The 20853-nt window shown below is 67.3% G+C and carries 18 protein-coding genes; 13 read left to right on the plus strand and 5 right to left on the minus strand.

All coding sequences use genetic code 11. The annotated features are described in order from the left end of the window. The coding region (locus tag HXX15_RS18095; protein WP_296517906.1) for a D-alanyl-D-alanine carboxypeptidase family protein at positions 1-1304 on the minus strand (1304 nt) is incomplete at its 3' end. A 235-nt stretch (positions 1305-1539) separates the two neighbouring features. Beyond that, the gene (locus tag HXX15_RS18100; RefSeq protein ID WP_296517755.1) at positions 1540-3348 is read right to left on the minus strand and encodes a glucan ABC transporter ATP-binding protein/ permease; all 1809 of its coding nucleotides are present in this window, start codon (positions 3346-3348) and stop codon (positions 1540-1542) included. Between the two features lie 369 nt (positions 3349-3717). Here HXX15_RS18100 and HXX15_RS18105 point away from each other — a divergent pair, with 369 nt between their 5' ends. Genes HXX15_RS18105 through HXX15_RS18165 form a run of 13 tightly spaced genes read left to right on the plus strand, consistent with a single transcriptional unit; the run spans position 3718 to position 17973 of the window. After that, entirely contained in the window at positions 3718-4107 is a 390-nt protein-coding gene (locus HXX15_RS18105; protein WP_296517756.1) for an NADH-quinone oxidoreductase subunit A, read from the plus strand. After that, positions 4104-4721 (plus strand): NADH-quinone oxidoreductase subunit B family protein, encoded by a 618-nt coding sequence (locus HXX15_RS18110; RefSeq protein WP_296517758.1) that lies wholly within the window; start codon positions 4104-4106, stop codon positions 4719-4721. The genes HXX15_RS18105 and HXX15_RS18110 overlap by 4 nt, the downstream gene beginning before the upstream one ends. After that, the gene (gene nuoC, locus HXX15_RS18115; RefSeq protein ID WP_296517760.1) at positions 4718-6463 is read left to right on the plus strand and encodes an NADH-quinone oxidoreductase subunit C/D; all 1746 of its coding nucleotides are present in this window, start codon (positions 4718-4720) and stop codon (positions 6461-6463) included. The genes HXX15_RS18110 and nuoC overlap by 4 nt, the downstream gene beginning before the upstream one ends. Continuing rightward, a complete protein-coding gene (gene nuoE, locus HXX15_RS18120; RefSeq protein ID WP_296517761.1) occupies positions 6460-6933 on the plus strand; it encodes an NADH-quinone oxidoreductase subunit NuoE in 474 nt (157 codons plus the stop codon). The genes nuoC and nuoE overlap by 4 nt, the downstream gene beginning before the upstream one ends. Then, complete coding sequence (locus tag HXX15_RS18125; protein ID WP_296517762.1) at positions 6930-8216, plus strand: NADH-ubiquinone oxidoreductase-F iron-sulfur binding region domain-containing protein; 1287 nt, start codon at positions 6930-6932, stop codon at positions 8214-8216. The genes nuoE and HXX15_RS18125 overlap by 4 nt, the downstream gene beginning before the upstream one ends. Next, positions 8213-10843, plus strand: a complete 2631-nt coding sequence (nuoG, locus tag HXX15_RS18130) for an NADH-quinone oxidoreductase subunit NuoG (RefSeq protein ID WP_296517764.1) — start codon at positions 8213-8215, stop codon at positions 10841-10843. Before HXX15_RS18125 ends, nuoG begins: the two co-directional genes overlap by 4 nt. Further along, entirely contained in the window at positions 10840-11799 is a 960-nt protein-coding gene (nuoH, locus tag HXX15_RS18135; protein ID WP_296517765.1) for an NADH-quinone oxidoreductase subunit NuoH, read from the plus strand. The genes nuoG and nuoH overlap by 4 nt, the downstream gene beginning before the upstream one ends. Beyond that, the gene (nuoI, locus tag HXX15_RS18140) at positions 11796-12311 is read left to right on the plus strand and encodes an NADH-quinone oxidoreductase subunit NuoI (RefSeq protein ID WP_296517767.1); all 516 of its coding nucleotides are present in this window, start codon (positions 11796-11798) and stop codon (positions 12309-12311) included. The genes nuoH and nuoI overlap by 4 nt, the downstream gene beginning before the upstream one ends. Next, positions 12308-12811 (plus strand): NADH-quinone oxidoreductase subunit J, encoded by a 504-nt coding sequence (locus HXX15_RS18145; protein WP_296517907.1) that lies wholly within the window; start codon positions 12308-12310, stop codon positions 12809-12811. The genes nuoI and HXX15_RS18145 overlap by 4 nt, the downstream gene beginning before the upstream one ends. Beyond that, on the plus strand, positions 12808-13116 hold the full coding sequence (nuoK, locus tag HXX15_RS18150; RefSeq protein ID WP_296517769.1) for an NADH-quinone oxidoreductase subunit NuoK: 309 nt from the start codon (positions 12808-12810) through the stop codon (positions 13114-13116). Before HXX15_RS18145 ends, nuoK begins: the two co-directional genes overlap by 4 nt. 2 nt (positions 13117-13118) lie before the next feature. Beyond that, positions 13119-15176 (plus strand): proton-conducting transporter membrane subunit, encoded by a 2058-nt coding sequence (locus tag HXX15_RS18155; RefSeq protein WP_296517770.1) that lies wholly within the window; start codon positions 13119-13121, stop codon positions 15174-15176. Then, positions 15167-16609: an NADH-quinone oxidoreductase subunit M gene (locus tag HXX15_RS18160; RefSeq protein WP_296517772.1), complete on the plus strand. Its 1443-nt coding sequence runs from the start codon at positions 15167-15169 to the stop codon at positions 16607-16609. The genes HXX15_RS18155 and HXX15_RS18160 overlap by 10 nt, the downstream gene beginning before the upstream one ends. Next, the gene (locus tag HXX15_RS18165; RefSeq protein WP_296517773.1) at positions 16606-17973 is read left to right on the plus strand and encodes a proton-conducting transporter membrane subunit; all 1368 of its coding nucleotides are present in this window, start codon (positions 16606-16608) and stop codon (positions 17971-17973) included. The genes HXX15_RS18160 and HXX15_RS18165 overlap by 4 nt, the downstream gene beginning before the upstream one ends. 24 nt (positions 17974-17997) lie before the next feature. Here the strand turns inward: HXX15_RS18165 and HXX15_RS18170 are convergent, their stop codons facing one another. The 3 genes from HXX15_RS18170 to HXX15_RS18180 form a co-directional block, all read right to left on the minus strand. Further along, the gene (locus HXX15_RS18170; protein ID WP_296517774.1) at positions 17998-19305 is read right to left on the minus strand and encodes a PLP-dependent transferase; all 1308 of its coding nucleotides are present in this window, start codon (positions 19303-19305) and stop codon (positions 17998-18000) included. 230 nt (positions 19306-19535) lie between these two features. After that, positions 19536-20225, minus strand: coding sequence for a helix-turn-helix domain-containing protein (locus HXX15_RS18175; RefSeq protein WP_296517775.1), 690 nt, complete (start codon positions 20223-20225; stop codon positions 19536-19538). Positions 20226-20434: 209 nt separating this feature from the next. Next, the gene (locus HXX15_RS18180) at positions 20435-20827 is read right to left on the minus strand and encodes a response regulator (protein WP_296517777.1); all 393 of its coding nucleotides are present in this window, start codon (positions 20825-20827) and stop codon (positions 20435-20437) included. Positions 20828-20853: the final 26 nt, after the last annotated feature.

Below are 20853 nucleotides of genomic sequence, written 5' to 3' on the forward strand. Positions count from 1 at the left end.
GGCGTGGCCGTGGCGGCGGTCTCGGCCGGCTTCTTCGCGCCGGCCGGTTTGGCGGGCGGCTTGGCGCTCTTGGTGTCGACCGTCACCGAGACCCGGGGGTCGGACTTGTCGCCCGATTTGGATTCCTTGGCCTCGGTCTGCGGCTTGGTGTCGGGCTTGGTGTCGGGCTTCTTGGCCACGCGCTTCTTCTTGCCGGGCTTGCGCACCTGCTTTTCCGCATCGTCGTCGATCGCGGCAGCCAACGCGGCGCCGGTCCGCTTCGGTCCGGTGTAAACCACCACGGGTTCGGTCGCCTCCGGCGCAGCCGCGATCATGTCGACCGGCCGCAGCACCGGCGGCTGCAGGCCGGCGGTGAAGAAGGCCAGCGCCGGCGAGCCGGCATTGGCGACGTTCTCGTCCTCGGGCGCTTCGTCGCTAGACGGCCGCTTGCGCTTGCCGCCGCACATCTCGTCGCGCAGATTCGGCGGCGCGGCGGCGATCGGCGCCAGATTGTCGACGGTGCCGAGCGCCGGCATCAGCCAGGACAGCGAATTGTTGGCAAAGCCGCGCTCGAGCATCTGCGCCGCCTTCACGGCGCGGTCCTGGCCCGACGACGCGCCGAGCACCACCGCGATCAGGCGCCGGCCGTTGCGGGTCGCACTGGCGACCAGATTGTAGCCGGAGGCGCAGATGAACCCGGTCTTGAATCCGTCGGCGCCGGGATAGCGGCCGATCAGCCGGTTGAAATTATGGGTTACCCGGCGCCCGAACTTGATCGCCGGAATATGCACGAAGTACTCGTATTCCGGCAGGTCGCGGATGATCGCGCGCGCCAGGATCCCGAGGTCACGGGCCGAGGTAATCTGGCCTTCGGCCGGCAACCCGTTCGGGTTGACGTAGCTGGTCTGGGTCATGCCGAGCCTTGCGGCGGCCCGGTTCATCTGCGCGGAGAACCCGTCGATCGAGCCGCCGACGCCTTCGGCCAGTACCACGGCCATGTCGTTGGCCGATTTTACCATCATCATCTTCAGCGCGTTGTCGACGGTGACCTGGGTGCCGGGTCGGAAGCCCATCTTGGACGGCGACTGCGCCGCCGCGACCGGCGATACCGTGAGCAAGGTGTCGAGCGTAAGCCGTCCTTCCTTCACCGCGGTGAGGGTGACGTAGGCGGTCATCATCTTGGTCACCGATGCCGGATACCACGGGTAGGTGGCGTTCTCCGACTGCAGCACCTTGCCGGTTTCGGCCTCGATCAGCAGCAGCGCTTCGGCGCGAGCCGATCGCGGCACGACGACCGTCGCGATCAGCGCCGCGACGACAATGATCCAGGCGAGTTGCGATCTGAACGACGAACTGCGAGTCAGCGTGGGGAGGAAATGCACAATCCGATTCCGGTCCTTTGAGACCTCGCACGACGGAGGTCTTGTCGGTTGACGTTCGGGTTCAAGCGCGTCCGGCCACACTTGGGCACAGCAAGGGCGAACCTATACCGGCTTGCGCTCTCAGAACAGAGCTTGGGAAAACTATTCGGGGATGAAAGGGGCCAAAGTTCGACCTTGCTCAGGTCTTGACAGGCGCGCTTTCCGGCGTCGCGGTCATCTCGGCCCGCGCATTCTCCTCGACCATGAACTGTGCCCGCGCCAGTTCGGCGAAATGGCCGCGGTGCGCCACCAGTTCATCGAAAGTTCCGCTTTCGATCACCCGGCCGTTGTCGAATACCAGGATCCGGGTGGCATGCCGGATCGTCGACAGCCGGTGCGCGATCACGAAGGTGGTGCGGCCCTTCATCACCTCGTCGAGCGCGAGGTTGACCTTGGCCTCGGTGACAGCGTCAAGCGCGCTTGTTGCCTCGTCGAGGATCAGGATCGGTGGATCCTTCAGCAGCGCGCGCGCGATCGACAGTCGCTGCCGCTCGCCGCCGGACAGCATCCGGCCGCGCTCGCCCGCATTGGTTTCGAATTTCTGCTCGCTGCGTTCGATGAACTCCAGCGCCTGCGCCCGCGCCGCGGCGATCCGCATTTCCTCGTCGGTGGCGTTCGGCTTGCCGACCCGCAGATTGTCGGCGATCGAACGGTTGAACAGCAGCGCTTCCTGAAACACCACGCCGATATTTCGGCGCAGCGCCGACAGCGTCAATCCACGGACGTCCATGCCGTCGACCTTGATATGGCCGGATTGCGGATCGAACGCGCGATGCAGCAGCGCGATCGCGGTGGATTTGCCGGCGCCGGTGGCGCCGACCAGCGCGATGGTCTGGCCCGGCAGCGCGGTGAACGACAGGTCTTCGACCGCCGGCCGCTTGCCGTCATAGGAAAACGACACATCGTTGAATTCGACCAGCCCCGACAGCCGACCGGTGTCGATCGCGTCGGGTCGGTCGCGCACCGCCGGCACCGCGTCGAGCACGTTGAAGAATTCCTGCAGCCGGGGCGCTTCCATGAATACGTTGTTGATGAAGGCGACCACCTGTTCGAGTTTCTGGATCAGCATCGTGGCGAAGGAGACGAACATCACGATCTCGCCGACGCTGGTCAGGCCCTGCTGATGCAGCAGGATGCCGACGCTGAAGATCGCCAGCACGGTGATGGTGGTCGAGGCCCGGGTGATCACGGTGACCAGCGCCCACCACGACAGCACCGGCATCTGCGCCGCCAGCAGCTTGTCGGCGACGAAGCGCAGGCTCTGCACCTCGGCGTCGATCCGCACGAAGCTTTGTACCAGCGCGACGTTGCCGAGCGCGTCGGAGGCGCGCGCCGACAGGTTGCCGTAATGCTCCTCGACCTCGTTCTGCATGCCGTAGGTCTTGCGCACCACCAGCGTCGTCAGCACGGTGAACACCACGCAGAGAATGAACAGCAGGCTCGCCAGCCGCCAGTTGATGTAGACCGACAGCGGCAGCAGCACGACCAGCGACATGATCGCAGCGAAGTGTTCGCGGAAGAAACCGAGCCACAGCCGCCACAGCGCATCGGTGCCGTTCAGCATCACTTTCATCAGCCGGCCGGAATGGGTGCCGGTGTGAAACGTCAGCGGCAATTGCATGATGTGTTCGAAATAGCTGGTCAGCACCGCCTGACGCTGGCGATGCGCCAGCCGGTCGGCGTGCAGTGCGACCGCGGCGCCGCACCCGATTGTGAACAGGCCGAACGCGACCCAGGCGCCGAGCAGCGGCCAGGGCGATGCGACCGTCGCTTCCAATGCACCAGTGGAGAGATTGCCGGACAACACGTCGATGATGCGGCCGAACAGCACCGGTTCGGCGAATTGTGCAGCGGCCAGCAACAGATTGGCGGCGGCGAGGATCCAGCCCAGCCGCGCTTCCTTGCCGAGCAGTTCGAGGACGCGGGTATAGAGGCGAAACAGCGACATGGCCGGCCCTGGTGATGCGGATTTGGCTATCGTTAGAACATTTCACGGCACAGAGGAATTCGGTTCCATCGGCCTGGCGGCGTGGACGTGACGCCGGGCGGCAACGTGCCGCAGCCGGGGCGGGGAGCGAATCGGGCGGCCGGGCGGCCGCATTTCTCCTCGAAATATAGGCTGCGGCGGGTCTTCGCGGCGTTCCGCGCCGGGTTCCAACTATCGGAACTCAAAGCAACATTTCTGCCATGCAGGTATCCTGGTCTTGATCTCTGTCAAGCGCCCTTGACGGGTGGAGTGACATGATCACCATGCGCAACACGAACCGAACCTGGGACCGATCGCGAGCCCGTTGCGCCGTTCACTTGGAGCCTTGCCGTGGGTGACCTGATCTTTCCCATCAATCCCGATGCCGCGCTCGGCATTCACGTCGCGCTGTCGGCCGGGATCGTCGCGGCGATCATCGCGGTCGCGGCCTGGCTACGCGAAAGGCGAGCGGGCGCCCGCGCCGACGTTCCGTACGAAGGCGGCGTGCTGCCGGCGGCGCCGCCGCAGGGGCCGCTGAACGCGCCGTATTTCCTGATCGCGGCGTTGTTCGTGATTTTCGACATGGAGGCGGCGATCCTGTTTGCCTGGGCGGTGGCGGCCCGCGACACCGGCTGGCTCGGCCTGATCGAAGCCGCGGTGTTCATCGGCGTGCTGCTGCTGGCGCTGGTTTATCTATGGGTCGACGGCGCGCTCGACTGGTCGACGAGGCGGCGCAAATGAGCTTTTCCCCGCAAGGCCCGGTCGAGCAGGTCTCGGTCGAAGAGCATATGGCGCGCAGCAATTTGTTCACGCGTCTTGAAGACCTGACGGCGTGGTCGCGCAAGAACAGCCTGTGGCCGTTCAATTTCGGGCTGTCGTGCTGCTACGTCGAGCAGGTCACGGTGCTGACGCCGGTCTACGACCAGGCCCGGTTCGGCGCCGAGGTGATCCGCGCCTCGCCGCGGCAGGCCGATCTCTTAGTGGTGTCCGGCACCGTGTTTCACAAGATGGCGGCGCCGCTGCTGCGGTTGTACGAACAGATGCGAGCGCCGCGCTGGGTGATCTCGATGGGCGCCTGCGCCAATTCGGGCGGCATGTACGACATCTATTCGGTGGTGCAGGGCGTCGATCGCTTCATTCCGGTCGACGTCTATATTCCCGGCTGCCCGCCGCGGCCGGAAGCGATGCTCGATGCGCTGATCATGCTGCAGCAGCAGGTCGGCACCGAGCGGCGGCCGCTCGGTGTCACCGTCGGCAACAGTGCCGGGCTCGGTTTCGACGCGCCGCGACGGCGCGACGAGCGCCGCGACGTCCGCATGGCGCAGACGCTGCTCGACCCGCCGGAGACGTTGTGAGCGCGGCCGGAGTCGTCAGCGACCTCCGCGCGCGGTTCGGGCCCGCGGTACTGGCCGAGCAGGTCACGCGCGACTCGTTTCCGACGTTGTGGATCGCGACCGACGCCGCGCCGGCAGTGCATCGGTTCCTGAAGCACGAGATCGAGCAGCCATTCCGGATGCTCGCTGATCTGTGGGCGATCGACGAGACCGCGCGGCAGCACCGCGACGGTCAGCCGCCGTCGGGTGTCACCGTCGCCAGCCACCTGATCTCGCATGACCGCAACGCCGACATTCGGCTCAAGGTGCCGCTCGAAGCCGATTATCCGCGCGCGCAATCGATCGCCGGCGTGTTTCCCAACGCCGAATGGTACGAGCGCGAAGCATTCGACATGTTCGGCGTCGAGTTCGTCGGCCGGCCGCACCATCTGCGCATCCTGCTGCCGCCCGGTTGGGAAGGCCATCCGATGCGCAAGGACCAGCCCGGCCGCGCCACCGAACGCGCGCCGTTCAACATGACCGCCGCTCTGTTCGATGCCAAGGAACATGCGCTGGCGGCCAATCCGCAGGCATTCGGGCTGCCGACCCAGCGCGACGGCGTCGAATTGATGATCCTGAACTATGGCCCGCACAGCATGGCGACGCATGGCGTGTTTCGCGTCGTGCTGGCGCTCGACGGCGAGGAGATCGTCGCGGCAAGGCCCGACATCGGCTTTCATCACCGCGGCGCCGAGAAGATGGCGGAGCGGCAGAACTGGCACAGCTTCCTGCCCTACACCGACCGGGTCGATTACCTCGGCGGGGTGATGGGCGAACTACCGTATCTGCAGGCGGTGGAAAAACTCTGCGGCATCACCGTGCCGGATCGCGCCATGATGGTGCGGGTGATGCTGTCGGAATTCTTCCGCATCATGAATCACCTGCTGTTCTACGGCACCATGGCGCAGGACACCGGCGCGATGTCGCCGGTGTTCTACATGTTCACCGACCGCGAGCACGCCTATCGGGTGATCGAGGCGATCACCGGCGCGCGGATGCATCCGTGCTTCTTCCGGATCGGCGGCTTGTCGATGGACTTGCCGGTCGGCTGGGAGCAGATGGTCCGCGACTTCCTCGACTGGATGCCGTCGCGGCTCGACGATTATGACGGCATGGTGTTGCGCAACGAGATTTTTCGCGCCCGCACCGTCGGCGTCGCCGAATACGACACCGCGGTGGCGCTGGACTGGGGCGTCACCGGGCCGGGGCTGCGCGCCACCGGCTTGGGCTGGGACCTGCGCAAGGCGCGGCCCTATTGCGGCTTCGAGAATTTCGAATTCGACGTGCCGGTCGGCGTGCGCGGCGATTGCTTCGACCGCACCAAAGTGCGGGTCGAGGAAATGCGCCAGTCGCTGCGGATCATCCGGCAATGCGTCGACAACATGCCGGCGGGGCCGATCAAGGCCGATCATCCGCTGACCACGCCGCCGCCGCGCGAGCGCATGCTGCACGACATCGAGAGCATGATCCATCATTTCGTCGGCACCAGCTGGGGGCCGGTCGTGCCCGTCGGCGAGGCCACCGGCCAGGTCGAAACGGTGCGCGGACTGACGCAATTCTCGCTGATCTCCGACGGCGAGACCGCGAGCTACCGCACGCGGATTCGCACGCCGTCATTTCCGCATCTGCAGATGATCTCGGCGGTGGCGCCCGGGATGATGGTGGCCGATCTCGTCGCTTATCTCGGCAGCATCGACTACGTGATGTCGGACGTCGACCGATGACCCTGAGCCCGGCCACCAAATCCGCGATCGTCGAGGCCGCCGCCGCGCACGGCGGGCCGAAGGCCGCGATGCTGGAAGCGCTGAAACTGGTGCAGCAGGCCGAGGGCTATGTCTCGGATGCGAATCTGGCCGAAGCCGCTTTGACGCTCGGCGTTACCACCGCGGAGATCGACAGCCTCGCCACTTTCTACAGCCAGATCTTCCGCTCTCCGGTCGGCGAGACCGTGATCCTGCTGTGCGACGGCCTGAGCTGCTACCTCGGCGGCGCCGACGCGGTGCGCGATGCGGTCATGCAGAAACTCGGCATCGGCTTCGGCGAGACTACGCCGGACGGCAAGTTCACGCTGATCAACATCTGCTGCGTCGGCGGCTGCGACCGCGCGCCGGCGGCGCTGGTCGGGCCGGATCGCACGCTGGTCGGCCCGCTCAGCGCCGATGATCTCACCGCGCTGATCGGAGGCGCGCCATGAGCGAAACGCCGCTGACCGGCCGCGCCCGCGCCGATCGTTCGCCGCACAGCTTCGCCAAATGGCAGCGTATCGGCGGCTATCAGGCGCTGCCGCAGGCGCTGAGCCGGCACAGCCCCGACGCCATCGTGGCGATGGTCGAGGCCGCCGCATTGCGCGGGCGCGGCGGCGCCGGATTTCTCACTGGCACCAAATGGCGCTTAATGCGCGAGGGCGCCGCGAAGGCCGGCGCCGGCGCGCGCTATCTCTGCGTCAATGGCGATGAGACCGAGCCCGGCTCGTTCAAGGACCGGCTGCTGATGGAAGCGCTGCCGCATCAGCTGATCGAGGGCGCGATCATCGCCGCCTATGCAGTCGGCGCCACCGAGGTGATCGCGCTGGTGCGCGACGAATATCGCGCGGCGGCGGTGGCGCTGACCCGCGCCATCGCCGAGGCCGAAGCGGCCGGGCTGCTCGGCCGAAATATTCTCGGCTCCGGATTCGACCTGACCATGCGCGTCCACGCGTCCGCCGGCCGCTACATCGTCGGCGAGGAAACCGCGCTGATCGCCGCGATCGAGGGCGAGCGCCCGGTGCCGCGGCATCGGCCGCCCTATCCGGCGGTGAGCGGGTTGTGGGGCCGGCCGACCACGGTCAACAATGTCGAGACGCTGTCGGCGGTGCCCGCGATCGTCGAGCGCGGCGCCGACTGGTTTCGCGGCCTGTCGCGCACCGACGAAGGCGGCACCAAGCTGTATGGCGTGTCCGGCTGCGTCGCGCGTCCGCAGCTCATCGAGGCGCCGATGGGGACCACCGCGCGCGAGCTGATCGAGCGCGCCGGCGGCATCCGCGACGGCCGCGCACTGCTGGCGTTCCAGCCCGGCGGCGGCGCCACCGGATTTCTCGAAGCCGCCGAACTCGACGTGCCGATGGACTTCGCGCATCTGAAGAAAGTCGGCAGCGCGCTCGGCACCGGCGCGCTGATCGTGCTCGACGATCGCACCTGTCCGGTGGCGGCGATCGGCCGTCACGCGCGATTCTACGCCCGCGAAAGCTGCGGGCTGTGCACGCCGTGCCGCGACGGTCTGCCCTGGGTGTCGAAATTGCTCGACGCGCTGGAAGGGGGGCAGGGGCGGCGCGAGGATATCGAGCTGCTGCACATGCACGTCGATCTCGCCGGCCCCTCCGGCCGCAGCTTCTGCGATCTGATGGCCGGCGCGATGACGCCGCTGAAGAGCGGGCTGCAACGCTTCGGCGATGTATTCGCCGCGCATCTCGACGGCCATTGTCCGGTGGGGCGCGCATGAGCACCACCATCACCATCGACGGACGGCAAGTCGAGGCGCGGATCGGCGACGATCTGTTGTCGGTGTGCCTGTCCTACGGCATCGACGTGCCGTATTTCTGCTGGCACGGCGCGCTCGGCTCGACCGGCGCCTGCCGGCAATGCGCGGTGCGCGTCTATGCCGGCCCCGACGATACCAAGGGGCGGATCGTGATGGCCTGCATGACGTCGATCGCGGAGGGCCAGCGCGTCGCGGTCGCCGATCCGGAGGCCGCGAATTTCCGCGCTCGGGTGATCGAATGGCTGATGACCAATCATCCGCATGATTGCCCGACCTGCGAGGAGGCCGGCTCCTGCCATCTGCAGGACATGACCATCGCCACCGGCCATCACGTCCGCCGCTATCGCTTCACCAAGCGCACCCATCGCAACCAGGATCTCGGGCCGCTCGTGACCCACGAGATGAACCGCTGCATCGCCTGCTATCGCTGCACCCGGTTCTATCGCGACTATGCGGGCGGCCGCGACCTCGACGCGTTCGGCGCCCACAACAATGTGTATTTCGGCCGCGCCGAGGATGGCGTGTTGGAAAGCCCGTTCGCCGGCAATCTCGCCGAGGTCTGCCCGACCGGGGTGTTCAACGACAAGGGCTGGTCGGCGGACTACGCCCGCAAATGGGACATGCGCGCGACGCCGTCAATCTGCCCGCATTGCGCGGTCGGCTGCAATCTTCTGGTTGACGAGCGCGACGGAAGGGTGCGGCGGGCGCAGAACCGCTATCACGGCGCGCTCAACGGTTACTTCTTGTGCGACCGTGGCCGATACGGTCCGCTGCATGTGGTGTCGCCGCAGCGGCTGGCCGTGCCGCTGCTCGGCGGCGTCGCTGCGTCCGAGCATGACGCCACGGCGGCGGCGCATGCGGCGATCGCGGCGGGGGCGATCGGGATCGGCTCGCCGCGCGCCTCGCTGGAATCCAACTACGCGCTGCAGCGGCTGGTCGGGCCGGAGCGGTTCTTCGCCGGCGTCTCCGACGCTGAAGTCAAGCTGCTGCGGCGGATGATCGCGATCCTGCGCGCGGGCCCTGCAAAGATCGCCTCGCTGGCCGAGATCGAGGCGGCCGACGCGGTGCTGGTGCTGGGCGAGGATCTCACCAATGCGGCGCCGAGAATGGCGTTGGCGTTGCGGCAGACCGCGCGCGCCGCCGAGCGCGAATTGGCCGCGCAGAAGGGCGTGCCGCACTGGCTCGACCAGGCGGTCCACACCGCCGGCGAAGGCCGCCGCTCCCCGATCGTGCTGGCGACGTCGGCGCCCGATCCGCTGGACGACATCGCGACACTGTCGCTGCGGCTCGATGCGGAGGCGATCGCGGCGTTCGGCGTCGCGGTGGCGGCGGCGATGCGCGGCAATGTCGCTGAAGGACTAGCCGCCGAAGGACAGGTCAAAGATATCGCCGATGTGCTCGCATCCGCGAAGTGCCCGCTGATCATTGCCGGCGCGTCGCTCGGTGCCGCCGCCATCATCGAGGCTGCGGCCGCGATCGCAGCGGCGCTGGGTAGCCGCGCCCGCATCGCGCTGATCGCACCGGAGGCCAACAGCGTTGGCCTGGCGCTGCTCGGTGGCGACGGCATCGAATCGGCGGCGGCGCTGCTCGAGAGCGGACAGGCGATGACCGCGATCGTGCTGGAGAACGATCTGTTCGAACGCGCGCCGCGCGCCGGCGTCGAGCGGCTGTTCGCCGCCGCCAAGACCGTGGTGGCGCTGGATGCACTCAACACTGAGATAACCGCGCGCGCCGCTATCGCGCTGCCGGTCGCAGCGTTCAGCGAAGCCGCCGGCACCTTCGTCAATTACGAGGGCAGGGCGCAACGCTTCTTCGCCGCCGTGCCGCCGAACCCAGCGATGCCGTCGGCGTGGCGCCGGATCGCGGCGTTCGGCGCCGGCGACTGGCACAGCCTCGATGCGCTGATCGAGGATATCGTCGCCGAGCGTCGCGATCTGGTCGGCATCGCCACCGCGGCGCCGAACGCCGGCTTCGTGATGAGCGGCGGCAAGGTGACACGCGCGCCGCGTCCGCTGTCGGGCCGCACCGCCGACGATCGCGCCGGCCAGTTCGCCGACGCTGCGCCGCCGCAGGATCCGGATTCGCCGCTGACTTTCGGCATCAAGGGCTCGCGCGGCACCCAGGTTCCGCCGGCGCTGATCACCAGCTACAAAATGCCGGGCCTGCATTCCGCCAATGCGGTGACGCGGTTCGCGCAGGAGATCGGCGGACCGTTGCGCGGCGGCGATCCCGGCACGCTGCTGTTCGAGGCCGGCGAGGGCGCGCTGCCGCCAGCGGCTGCGAGCGATCCGATCGGCGTCGACGGACTGCTGCTGGTGCCGCTGCACGATGCGTTTTCCGGCTGGGAGCTGAGCCGCGCCAGCGCGCTGCTCGCGGCGCGCGCGCCGGCGCCGCGGCTGATGCTGCATCCCGACGATGCCGCCACGCTAGGCCTCGCCGCCGGCGCCGCGGTGCTGATCGACGGCCGGCCCTGCGGGACGAGGTTGTCGCTCGACGCCGGTCTGGCGCGCGGCGTGGTCGCGGTCAGCGTCGGCACGGTCGTGCCGCGCGGAGCGTTGCGCCGGGTCACGATCGAGGCCGCATCATGATCGGGATGCTGATCACCGCGACCATCTCGGTCACCATGATCATGGTGCTGCTGGTGGTCGCCGGCACCTTCACCTGGGTGGAGCGGCGGCTGCTGGCCTTCGTGCAGGAGCGGCTCGGGCCGAACCGGGTCGGCCCGTTCGGCTTCCTGCAATGGGTTGCCGACACGGTGAAGATTCTCACCAAGGAGGATCGGCCGCCGCCCGGCGCCGATCCTGGGGCCTACTACCTCGCCCCCGCGGTCGGCGCGACGCCGATCCTGGCCGGCTTCGGCGTGGTGGTGTTCGGCGATGGGCTGACGCTCGCCGCCGTCGATGTCGGCGTGATGTTTCTGCTCGGCATGATGGGCCTCACTGTCTACGCCGTGGTGCTCGGCGCCTGGGCGTCGCACAGCCGCTACGCGCTGATGGGCGGCATGCGGGCGGCGGCGCAAATGCTGGCCTATGAGGCGTTTCTCGGGCTGTCGCTGATGGGCGTGGTGATGCTGGCGGGCTCGCTGTCGATGACGGCTATCGTCGAGGCGCAGCGCGACGTCTGGTTCGTGGTGCTGCAGCCGCTCGGCGCGGCGCTGTTCTGCATCGCCGGCGTCGCCGCCGCGCACCGGCTGCCGTTCGACCTGCCGGAATCCGAAAACGATCTGGTCGCCGGCTATCTCACCGAATATTCCGGGATGTCGTTCGGGCTGTTCTTTCTAGGCGAATATCTCGCGGTGCTGCTGGTGTCGGCGCTGGCGGTGACGCTGTTCTTCGGCGGCTGGCACGGCCCGTTTCTGCCCGGCGCGGTCTGGTTCGGGTTGAAAACCGGCGTGATCGCGGTGGTGTTCGTTTGGATCCGCGCCACGCTGCCGCGGCCGCGCTACGACCAGTTGCTGAATTTCGCCTGGAAGATCGCGCTGCCGCTGGCGCTGCTCAATCTGCTGCTGACCGGCGTGATCGTGGTGGCGAGGAGCGCGTCATGATCGGCTGGCTCGGAGCGCTGCTGAGGGTCGGCCGCAAGCTCGCGGCCAAGACCGAAACGCAACTCTATCCCGAGGAGATGCCGAAGCTGCCGCCGCGCAGCCGCGGCCGCATCGTGCTGACCCGCGACCCCGACGGCAAGGAGCGCTGCGTCGCCTGCAGCCTGTGCGCGGCGGTATGCCCGGTCGCCTGCATCGATCTGTCGAAGGCCGTAGCCGAGGACGGCCGCTGGTATCCGGACCATTTCCGGATCAATTTCGCCCGCTGCATCTTCTGTGGGCTGTGCGAGGACGCCTGCCCGACATCGGCGATCCAGCTGACGCCGGATTTCGAACTCGGCGAGTGGCGCCGCGACGCGCTGGTCTACGAGAAACACGATTTGCTGATCGCCGGCGAAGGCAAGGTGCGCGGCTATCGCTACTGGTCGGTGGCCGGCAAGGCGATCGCCGGCAAGGACAAGGGTGAAGCCGACCACGAGTCGCCGCCGGTGGATTTGAAAGGATTGCTGCCCTGAGCCCGCTGCTCGCCATCTATGCCGGAGCGTTCGCGCTGATCGCGGCCAGCCTGTCGGTGACGCGGCCGAACGCCGTGCATGCGCTGCTGTATCTGGTGGTGACGCTGCTGGCGCTAGCGGTGTCGTTCTTCGCGCTCGGCGCCGCGTTCGCCGCGGTGCTGCTGATCATGATCTATGCCGGCGCGATCGTGGTGCTGTTCGTGTTCGTGGTGATGACGCTGCCGACCGCGCCCGAGGCGATGGCGCGCGAACGCGCCGCGCTGAACCGTGCCTGGCCGCTGCCGGCGATCATGTCCGTTTTGGTGATCGCGCCGTTCCTGTTCGGGCTCGGCGAGGTCGCGCCTGGAATCGCCGCGCCGGTGTCGGCGCAAGCGGTCGGCCGGTTGCTGTTCGGCCCCTGGGCGCTGGCGATCGAACTGGCGTCGCTGCTGCTGCTCGCAGGCCTGATCGGCGTGCGCCATATCGGGCGCAGCGACCGGGTGCGGGGAGATCGCCGATGACCAGCACGGCGCTCACCGGCATCCTGATCGTGGCCGCCGGCCTGTTTGCGATCGGCCTGTTCGGTGTGCTGGCGCGGCGCGGCATACTGTTCCAGCTGGTGGCGCTGGAAGTGGCGCTGAGCGGCCCGGCGCTCGGCTTCATCGCCGCCGGCGCCTATCACGCCGACGCGCAGGGGCAGGGCATGTTCATCCTGACGTTGACGCTGGCCGCCGCCGAGGTCGCCGTCGGGCTGGCGCTGTTCCTGCGGATCCGTCGCGCCGCAGGTAGCGACGACAGCGACGCCATCAGCCGGTTGAAGGGATGACCATGGCCGCCATGCTCCCCTTCGTCCCCGCGCCGGCCTTGCTCGGCTTCCTGATCCTGGCTTTGGCGCCGGTGACATTGTCGCGCGGCGCGATCATGACGATCGGCATCGTCGCCGGCGGATTGCCGGCGCTGCTGCTGGCGCCTGTGGTGATGTCCTGTGTCGGCGGCGGCTGTGACGTGCCCACCATCGTGCCGATCCTGTCGATCGACGTTGGCGCCTTCGTGGCGCAGATCGCGATGTCGCTCGACCCGTTGAGCGTGGTCGCCGGCATCACCGTGGCCCTGGTCGGCGCGCTGGTGCTGATCTATTCCGGCGCCTACATGGCCGCCGAGCCGGTGCCCGATCTGCGTCGCTATTTCGCGCAGATGAACCTGTTTCTCGCCGGGATGCTGGCGGTGGTGCTCGCGGCCGACGCGCTGCTGCTGTTCCTCGGCTGGGAGATCATCGGCCTGTGCAGCTTCATGCTGATCGCCTATTACGCCAAATTGCCAAAGGCGATCGCGGCGGGGCGCAAGGCGCTGGTGACGACCCGCGTCGCCGACACTTTTCTGCTCGCCGGACTGATGCTGCTGTTTCTACAGGCCGGCACCACAAGGTTCGACGGCATGCTGGCGGCAGTCAAACAGATCGACGCCTGGCAGTTGGCGCCGATCGCCGGACTGATCGCACTCGGCGCGCTCGGCAAGTCGGCGCAGATTCCGTTCCACACTTGGCTGCCAAGCGCGATGGCGGGTCCGACGCCGGTGTCAGCGCTACTGCATTCCGCCACCATGGTGGCGGCCGGCGTGATTCTGCTGGTGCGGCTGGCGCCACTATTCGCCGCGGCGCCGGAAATCTCCGCCGGCGTGGCCGCGATCGGCATAGCGACCGCGGCGCTCGCGGCGCTCGCGGCGGTGATCCAGCGCGACGTCAAGAAGATGCTGGCATTCTCCACCATGAGCCAGATCGGCTTCATGGTGCTGGCGCTCGGCGTCGGCGCGCCAGCGGTGGCGCTGGCGCATTTCGCCATCCACGCCGCGTTCAAGTCGCTGCTGTTTCTCAGCGCCGGGGTGATGAGCCACGCCGCTGGCGGTTCGACCGCGATTGCGGCGTTGCACGGCTCCCGCGATCGGCAGCCGTTGGCATTCTGGAGCTTTGCGATCGGCGCCGCGTCGCTCGCCGGCCTGCCGGTGGTCACCGCCGGATGGTATTCGAAGGAAGCGGTGCTGGCGGCGGCGCTGACCAGCGGCGCTTGGGGAGCGCCGTTGTGGATCCTGGCCGCGCTCGCCGCGGTGCTGACCGGCACCTACGCGTTTCGGGTGGTGTTCATCGCCGCCACCGCGACCGGCGATATCGCCGCGCCGCCCTGGGGCGGGCTGGCGACGCTGGTGCCGCTGTTTGCTTTGGCGTTCGTCGCGGTGGTCGGTGGGCTCTCTGTCGATGCGCTGATCGCATTCGCCGGCGGCGCGCCGCATGAATTGCCGGTGCTGGCGACGCTGCTGGGCGCGGCGGTGCCAATTCTCGGCGCCGTGCTGGCGCGGCAGCTGGCTGGCGACCCGCAAGCCTTCGCGCAGATCAGCGCCAGGCTGCGGCATCTGCGCATTTTTCGCGTCGACACGCTGTACTATCTGCTGCTGGTGCGGAATTTCCGACGCATCACCAAGGTGCTCGGCAATGCCGAGGCACGCGAGCCGCATGACCTGCGCAAGCCCGCCGATCTGACGCCGATCATTGACGTGGTCGAGCGGGTGTCCGACGATCCGCTCGGACGAGTCTTCGGCGGCACCGGGGAGAAACCGGAGAGCGCCGATCGCGATCCGGACCTGGTGCGCTTCGTCGGCGGCGATCCGCTCGGCCGGCTGCTGACGCGGTTCGCGCGGGTGTTCGTCCGGGATTTCGTGGCGCGGTTCTATCCGGACCGGATCGATCAGGCGTGGATGCATTTTGCCGGCACGCTGGGCGAGATCTGGGCCGGGGCGCGACGGGTCCAGACCGGCCGGCTGCGGGATCACTCGCTCGGTATTGCGCTCGGCTGCGCGGGACTTCTGTTGTTTGCCTGGGGGACATCATGGCGCTGATTGCGCTCCTGCTGCTGCCGCTCGTCGGTGGCGTGATCGCCTTTGTCGTCGCCGGTCGCGGCGAGGCCGAGCGCTGGGTCTCGATCGCGACCTTCGCCTTGATGCTGGTCATGCTGTTTGCGATTGTCGCCGGCGCGCCGGACGCGCGCTGGTACGCGCGGTTCGAATATCCATGGGTGCCGTCGTTCGGGATCTCGATCGATCTGGCGATCGACGGCCTGTCGGCGGCGCTGGTCGGCATCGCCGCGGTGCTCGGGATCATCTGCGTCACCGCCTCGTGGCAAGAGATCCGTACCGATTCCGGGCTGTTTCACGCCTGCCTGTGCTGGACCGTCGGCGCCACTGTCGGCGTCTTCATCTCGTTCGACCTCTTGATCTTCGCCTTCTTCTGGGAAGCGATGCTGATCCCGAGCTTCACCCTGATCGCGGTCTGGGGCCACGGCGACAAGGAAGGCGCGGCGCTGAAATTCCTGATCTTCAACGCGGTCGCCGGCTTCGGCCTGCTGGCCGCGGCGTTCGCGCTGGCGTCGATGGCCGACCACATGACCTTCAACGCCTTCGAACTCGCCAAGATGAAGCTGTCGACGCCGGTGCAGGTCTGGATGCTGCTCGGCTTTTCGCTGGCCTTCATGGTCAAGCTGTCGGTGCCGCCGTTCCATGCCTGGCTGCCGGAGGCGCATACGCTGGCGCCGACCGCGGGCTCGATCCTGCTGGCGGGGCTGCTGCTGAAGACCGGCGCCTACGGGTTGTTCCGGTTCTCGCCGATGCTGTTTCCGGACGGCGCCATGGTGGTGGCGCCGTATGGCATCGCGCTCGGCGCGGTCGGCGCGCTGTATGGCGGCCTGGTTGCTTGCGGCCAGAACGACGCCAAGCGGCTGGTCGCCTACACCTCGATCGCCCATATGTGCATCATCCTGATGGGCATCTGCGCCGGCGTGCAATACGCGCTGGCCGGCGCCGCGGTCGAGATGATCGCGCATTCGTTCTCGGCCTCGGCGCTGTTCCTGCTGATCGGCGCGCTGTATGAGCGCACCAACACCCGCGACCTGCGCGAACTCGGCGGGCTGCAGCAGACAGCGCCGCGATTCGCCGCCGCGTTCTCGCTGTTCTGCGCCGCGTTGCTGGCGCTGCCGGGCACCGCGAATTTCGCCGGCGAGGCGCTGGTGGTGGTCGGCATCTTTCAGGTCACCTGGATCTTTGCGCTGGCGGCGCTGTCGACACTGGTGATCTCGGTGATCTACGCCACACGGCTGTTGAAAGGGCTGGTGTTCGGCGTGGCGCGGCCGACCGACGGGACGCGCGATCTCGGCCCGCGAGAATATGGCGCGGTGCTGGTGCTCGCCGCCGGCACGCTGATGGTGGGGCTCTATCCGCAAAGTCTGATCGGTCTGCTCGAGCCGGCGATCAAAGCCGCGCTGCCGCATCTGCCATGAACGCAGCCCAGCTAGCCGCGCTTTCGCCGATCGCGGCGCTCGCATGCGGCGCGGTGTTGGCGATGATGCTGGCGCCGCTGGCGCGGGCGGAGATCGTGCGCGCCGCCGCGGCGTTCAGTCTGGCGCTCGCGGCCATGCTGGTGGTGCTGCGCGCCGGGGTGCCGCCGGCGTCGATCGGCGCCTTGTACGTCGATGACGGGCCGGCGCGGTTCGGTGTCGCCTATGCCAGCCTGTCGGCGCTCGCGGCGTTGGCGTTTCTGCGCACCGGCGCGGTCGGGAAGGAAGCGCCGTCGCTGTTGGTGCTGGTGGCGCTCGGTGCCGCCACGCTCGCGGCCGCGGGCCATGCCGCGACGCTGTTTCTCGGCATCGAGATCATCAGCCTGTCGCTGATCGCACTGTTCGCATTCCGGTTGTCGCGGCCGGGGCTCGAAGCCAGCTACAAGTTTCTGGTTATGAGCGGGCTGGCGACGGCGGCGCTGCTGCTCGGCGTATCGCTGATCTTCGCGGAGACTGGCGCGCTCGCCTTCGCCGGCTGGCGCGGGCATGGCGCGCTGTTCGCGCTCGGCACCGCGTTGCTGCTCGCCGGGCTGGCGTTCAAATTCTCGCTGGCGCCGTTTCACATGTGGACGCCCGATGCCTTCGAGGGCGCGCCTGCGGGCGCCGCGGCGCTGGCGGGCGTGGTGTCGAAGGGCGCGGTGGCGATCGCGATCCTGCGGCTGAACGGCGCCGCGCAACTGCCGGAGCCGCTGTGGAGCACGGGCCTCGCCGCACTTGGCGCCGCCTCGATCCTGGTCGGCAATCTGCTGGCGCTGCGGCAGCCGGCGCTGCCGCGGATGCTCGGCTATTCGACCATCGCGCATTCCGGCTACATCGCCGTGCTGCTGGCCTCGGGTGCGCCGCGCGCCGGCGAGGCGGTGCTGTTCTATCTCGCCATCTACGCGCCGGCGCTGATTGGTGCGCTGTGCGCCTCGGCGCTGCTCGGTCAGGCGCCGACGCTTCCCGACCTGCACGGCCTGGTGCGCCGCCGCCCGCTGGAAGCGGCCGCGCTGGCGCTGGCGCTGCTGTCGCTGGCGGGTCTGCCGGCGGCGGGCGGATTCATCGCCAAGCTCTATCTGTTGAGAACGCTGGTCGAGACCAGCGGCTGGACCTTGCTCGGAATTGTGGTGGCCGGCTCGGGGCTCGGCTTCTATTACTATGCAAGGTTCTTCACCGCGCCGTTCATCGGATCTTCCAGCGGGGAAGCCGAGCCGCTGGCGCTGCCCGATCGTGCGCTGCTGCTGCTGTGCGCGGCGCTGATCGTGTTGTTCGGCGTCGCCCCCGATATACTGATCAACATCGCAACGTCCGCGCTATCGCTGCGATAGCGCGGACGTTGCTGCTTCGAAGTCTCACGCAGCCGCGGCGAGACGTCCGGCGGACAATCCGTTTTCCAGATCGGCGATGATGTCGTCGATATGCTCGATGCCGACCGAGAGCCGGACGTAACCGTCCGACACGCCGGTGGCGATCTGGTCCTCGATCGAGAGCTGCGAATGCGTGGTCGAGGCCGGATGGATCGCCAAGCTGCGCGCGTCGCCGATATTGGCGACGTGATACAAGAGTTGCAGCGCGTCGATGAACTTGCGTCCTGCCTCCTTGCCGCCGGCGAGTTCAAAGCCGACCAGCCCGCCGAACTTGCCGTTGAGATACTTGTCGGCGCGCTCGCGGGCGAGACCGGTCTGCTGCGACGGGTGAATCACCCGAGTGACCTCCGGGCGCTTGGCCAGGAAATCGGCGACCGCCTGCGCGTTCTGGACGTGGCGCTCGATCCGCAGCGGCAGCGTCTCCAGCCCCTGGATGATCTGGAACGCATTGAACGGCGATAGCGCCGAGCCGATGTCGCGCAGCAGCGTGGTGCGGGCCTTGATGATATAAGCGACCGGGCCGATCGCTTTCACCGCCTCGACCCAGACCGCGCCGTGATAGCTCGGGTCCGGCGTGTTCAGCGCCGGCTGGCGCTGCGGAAACGCCGCCCAGTCGAAATTGCCGCCATCGACGATGACGCCGCCGATCGAGGTGCCGTGGCCGCCGAGATATTTCGTCGCCGAATAGACGACGATGGCGGCGCCATGTTCGAGCGGCTTCACCAGCAAGGGCGCGGCGGTGTTGTCGACGATCAGCGGAATCCCGAGCTTGCGTCCGATTGCAGCAACTTCGGCGATCGGAAACACCGCGAGCTTCGGATTCGGCAGGGTTTCGGCGTAATAGGCGCGGGTGCGGTCGTCGGTGGCGCGGGCGAAGGCTTCCGGATCGGCGGGATCGACGAAGCGCACTTCAATGCCCTGGTCCTTCAGCGTGTTGGCGAACAGATTCCAGGTACCGCCATAGAGATCGGTCGAGCTGACGATGTTGTCGCCGACCCGGGCGAGATTCTGGATCGAAAATGCGGAAGCCGCCTGACCCGACGAGACCGCGAGCGCGGCGACGCCGCCTTCCAGCGCAGCAACGCGCTGCTCCAGCACGTCATTGGTCGGGTTGCCGATCCTTGTGTAGATATTGCCGAGTTCCTTCAACGCGAACAGGTTCGCCGCATGTTCGGTGTTGTGGAACTGGTATGACGTGGTCTGGAACATCGGCACCGCGACCGAACCAGTGGTCGGATCGGCGCGCCAGCCGGCATGCAGCGCCAGGGTTTCGGGATGAAGCTTCTTGGTCATGATTGCGCCCTTTGATCGTTGAGCGGGCAATCACGGCGAACCGGCGGCGGCAAGTCAACCGGCGCGCGAAAATAACAAACTCATTCCCGAACAGGCTTCGCCGGCAGCGCAGTCTTTCGCGCGATGCACAAAATCCAGATGCAATATTTTACGGCAGAAAGCTCACCGGACGCTCGTCGGTCAAATGTGCTGCGGCATCAGCAATCTGCTGCCGCGGCTCGCATCGAATCTCAGGCATCCATGTTGCGCAGGTGCTGGCGATTGCGAAGCTCGATCTGGCGGGCACCCGAAAATCCGAGAATGCCCTGGCTCTGCAGCTGCGACAGCGCACGCGAGACCGTCTCCAGGGTGAGGCCGAGATAGTCACCGATATCGCGGCGGCACATCGGCAATGCCATCATGCCGGTGACCGCGAGGCGGCGGTCCATCTCAAGCAGGAAGTTGGCGACGCGCTCCATCGCGTTTTTGCGACCCAGCAGCAGCATGTGGTCTTCGGCGTGGCGCAATTCGCCGGCCGTCATGGCCCAGAGGCTGCGGGCGACGTTGACGTCGGTTCCGGCGGCCTGTTCGAGGCTGCGGCGCTTCAACAGGCGGACGCTGGTGTCGATGATCGCTTCGGCGGTCAGACGATGCGTCGGACCGGATTCCAGGCCGAACACGTCGCCAGGAAGGTAGAATGCACCGATCTGGCGCCGTCCGTCGGATAACAGCTTGTAGCTGCGGACTGCGCCGGAAACCACCTGATAGACATACTCCGACGGCTCGTCTTCGCCGTAGATCTCTTCTTCTTTCTTGTAGGAAAATTCTGTTGCGACCAGACCGGCATGTCCAGTGACCACGTAGAACTGGTCCGCTGGAGAACAGCTGTTGCTCGGAGCCTTGACGGCGGGCGTTTGGGACCTGAGCGACTGGTTCAACATCTGCCATCTCCACATTGCGATCGGATGGCAGCTTTCTAATCAAGATCTTCGGGCGGAGGTATTTAGCCTCTTATCTTAAGGAGGTTTACCTAAGTAGTTTTGCGGAGGTGGGCGGCCCGGCATGAGATCCGCCAGGACCCCAAGGTTTGGCGGTAAGATATTGCTAAGGCAGGCGATTCTGGCGTGTTGTCGCAGCCGAATCCGGACCGCTACGCCGAGGCGCCGTTCTCCTGCATCGCCCCGCGGATGTGGATGACCAGGCTGTCCTCCAGATGCGGCTTCAACACCACATGGCGGACGCCGGCCGCCGCGGCGCGATTCGAGATGCTCTCGTCGGGATAGCCGGTGATCATCACCACCGGGGCCTGGACGTTGCACTCGCGCAAGCGATTGGCGAGATCGATTCCATTCATGCCTGGCATCTTGTAGTCGATCACGATGCAATCGACCCGGCTCTCGGCGACCGAATCCAACAGTGCCGCCCCGCTGCGGAAGGTTCGCACCTCGAAGCCATCGGTTTCCAGCAGAAAGCGCAACGACCCGAGCACGCCCTGATCGTCATCGACCACGTAGATCACGGATTTTGGAGGCGTAGCGGACATCACGGAATCCCATGCACCCGGATGAG

Origin of the sequence: Rhodopseudomonas sp. (assembly GCF_013377015.1) — a bacterium.
Taxonomy (GTDB): domain Bacteria; phylum Pseudomonadota; class Alphaproteobacteria; order Rhizobiales; family Xanthobacteraceae; genus JARJEH01.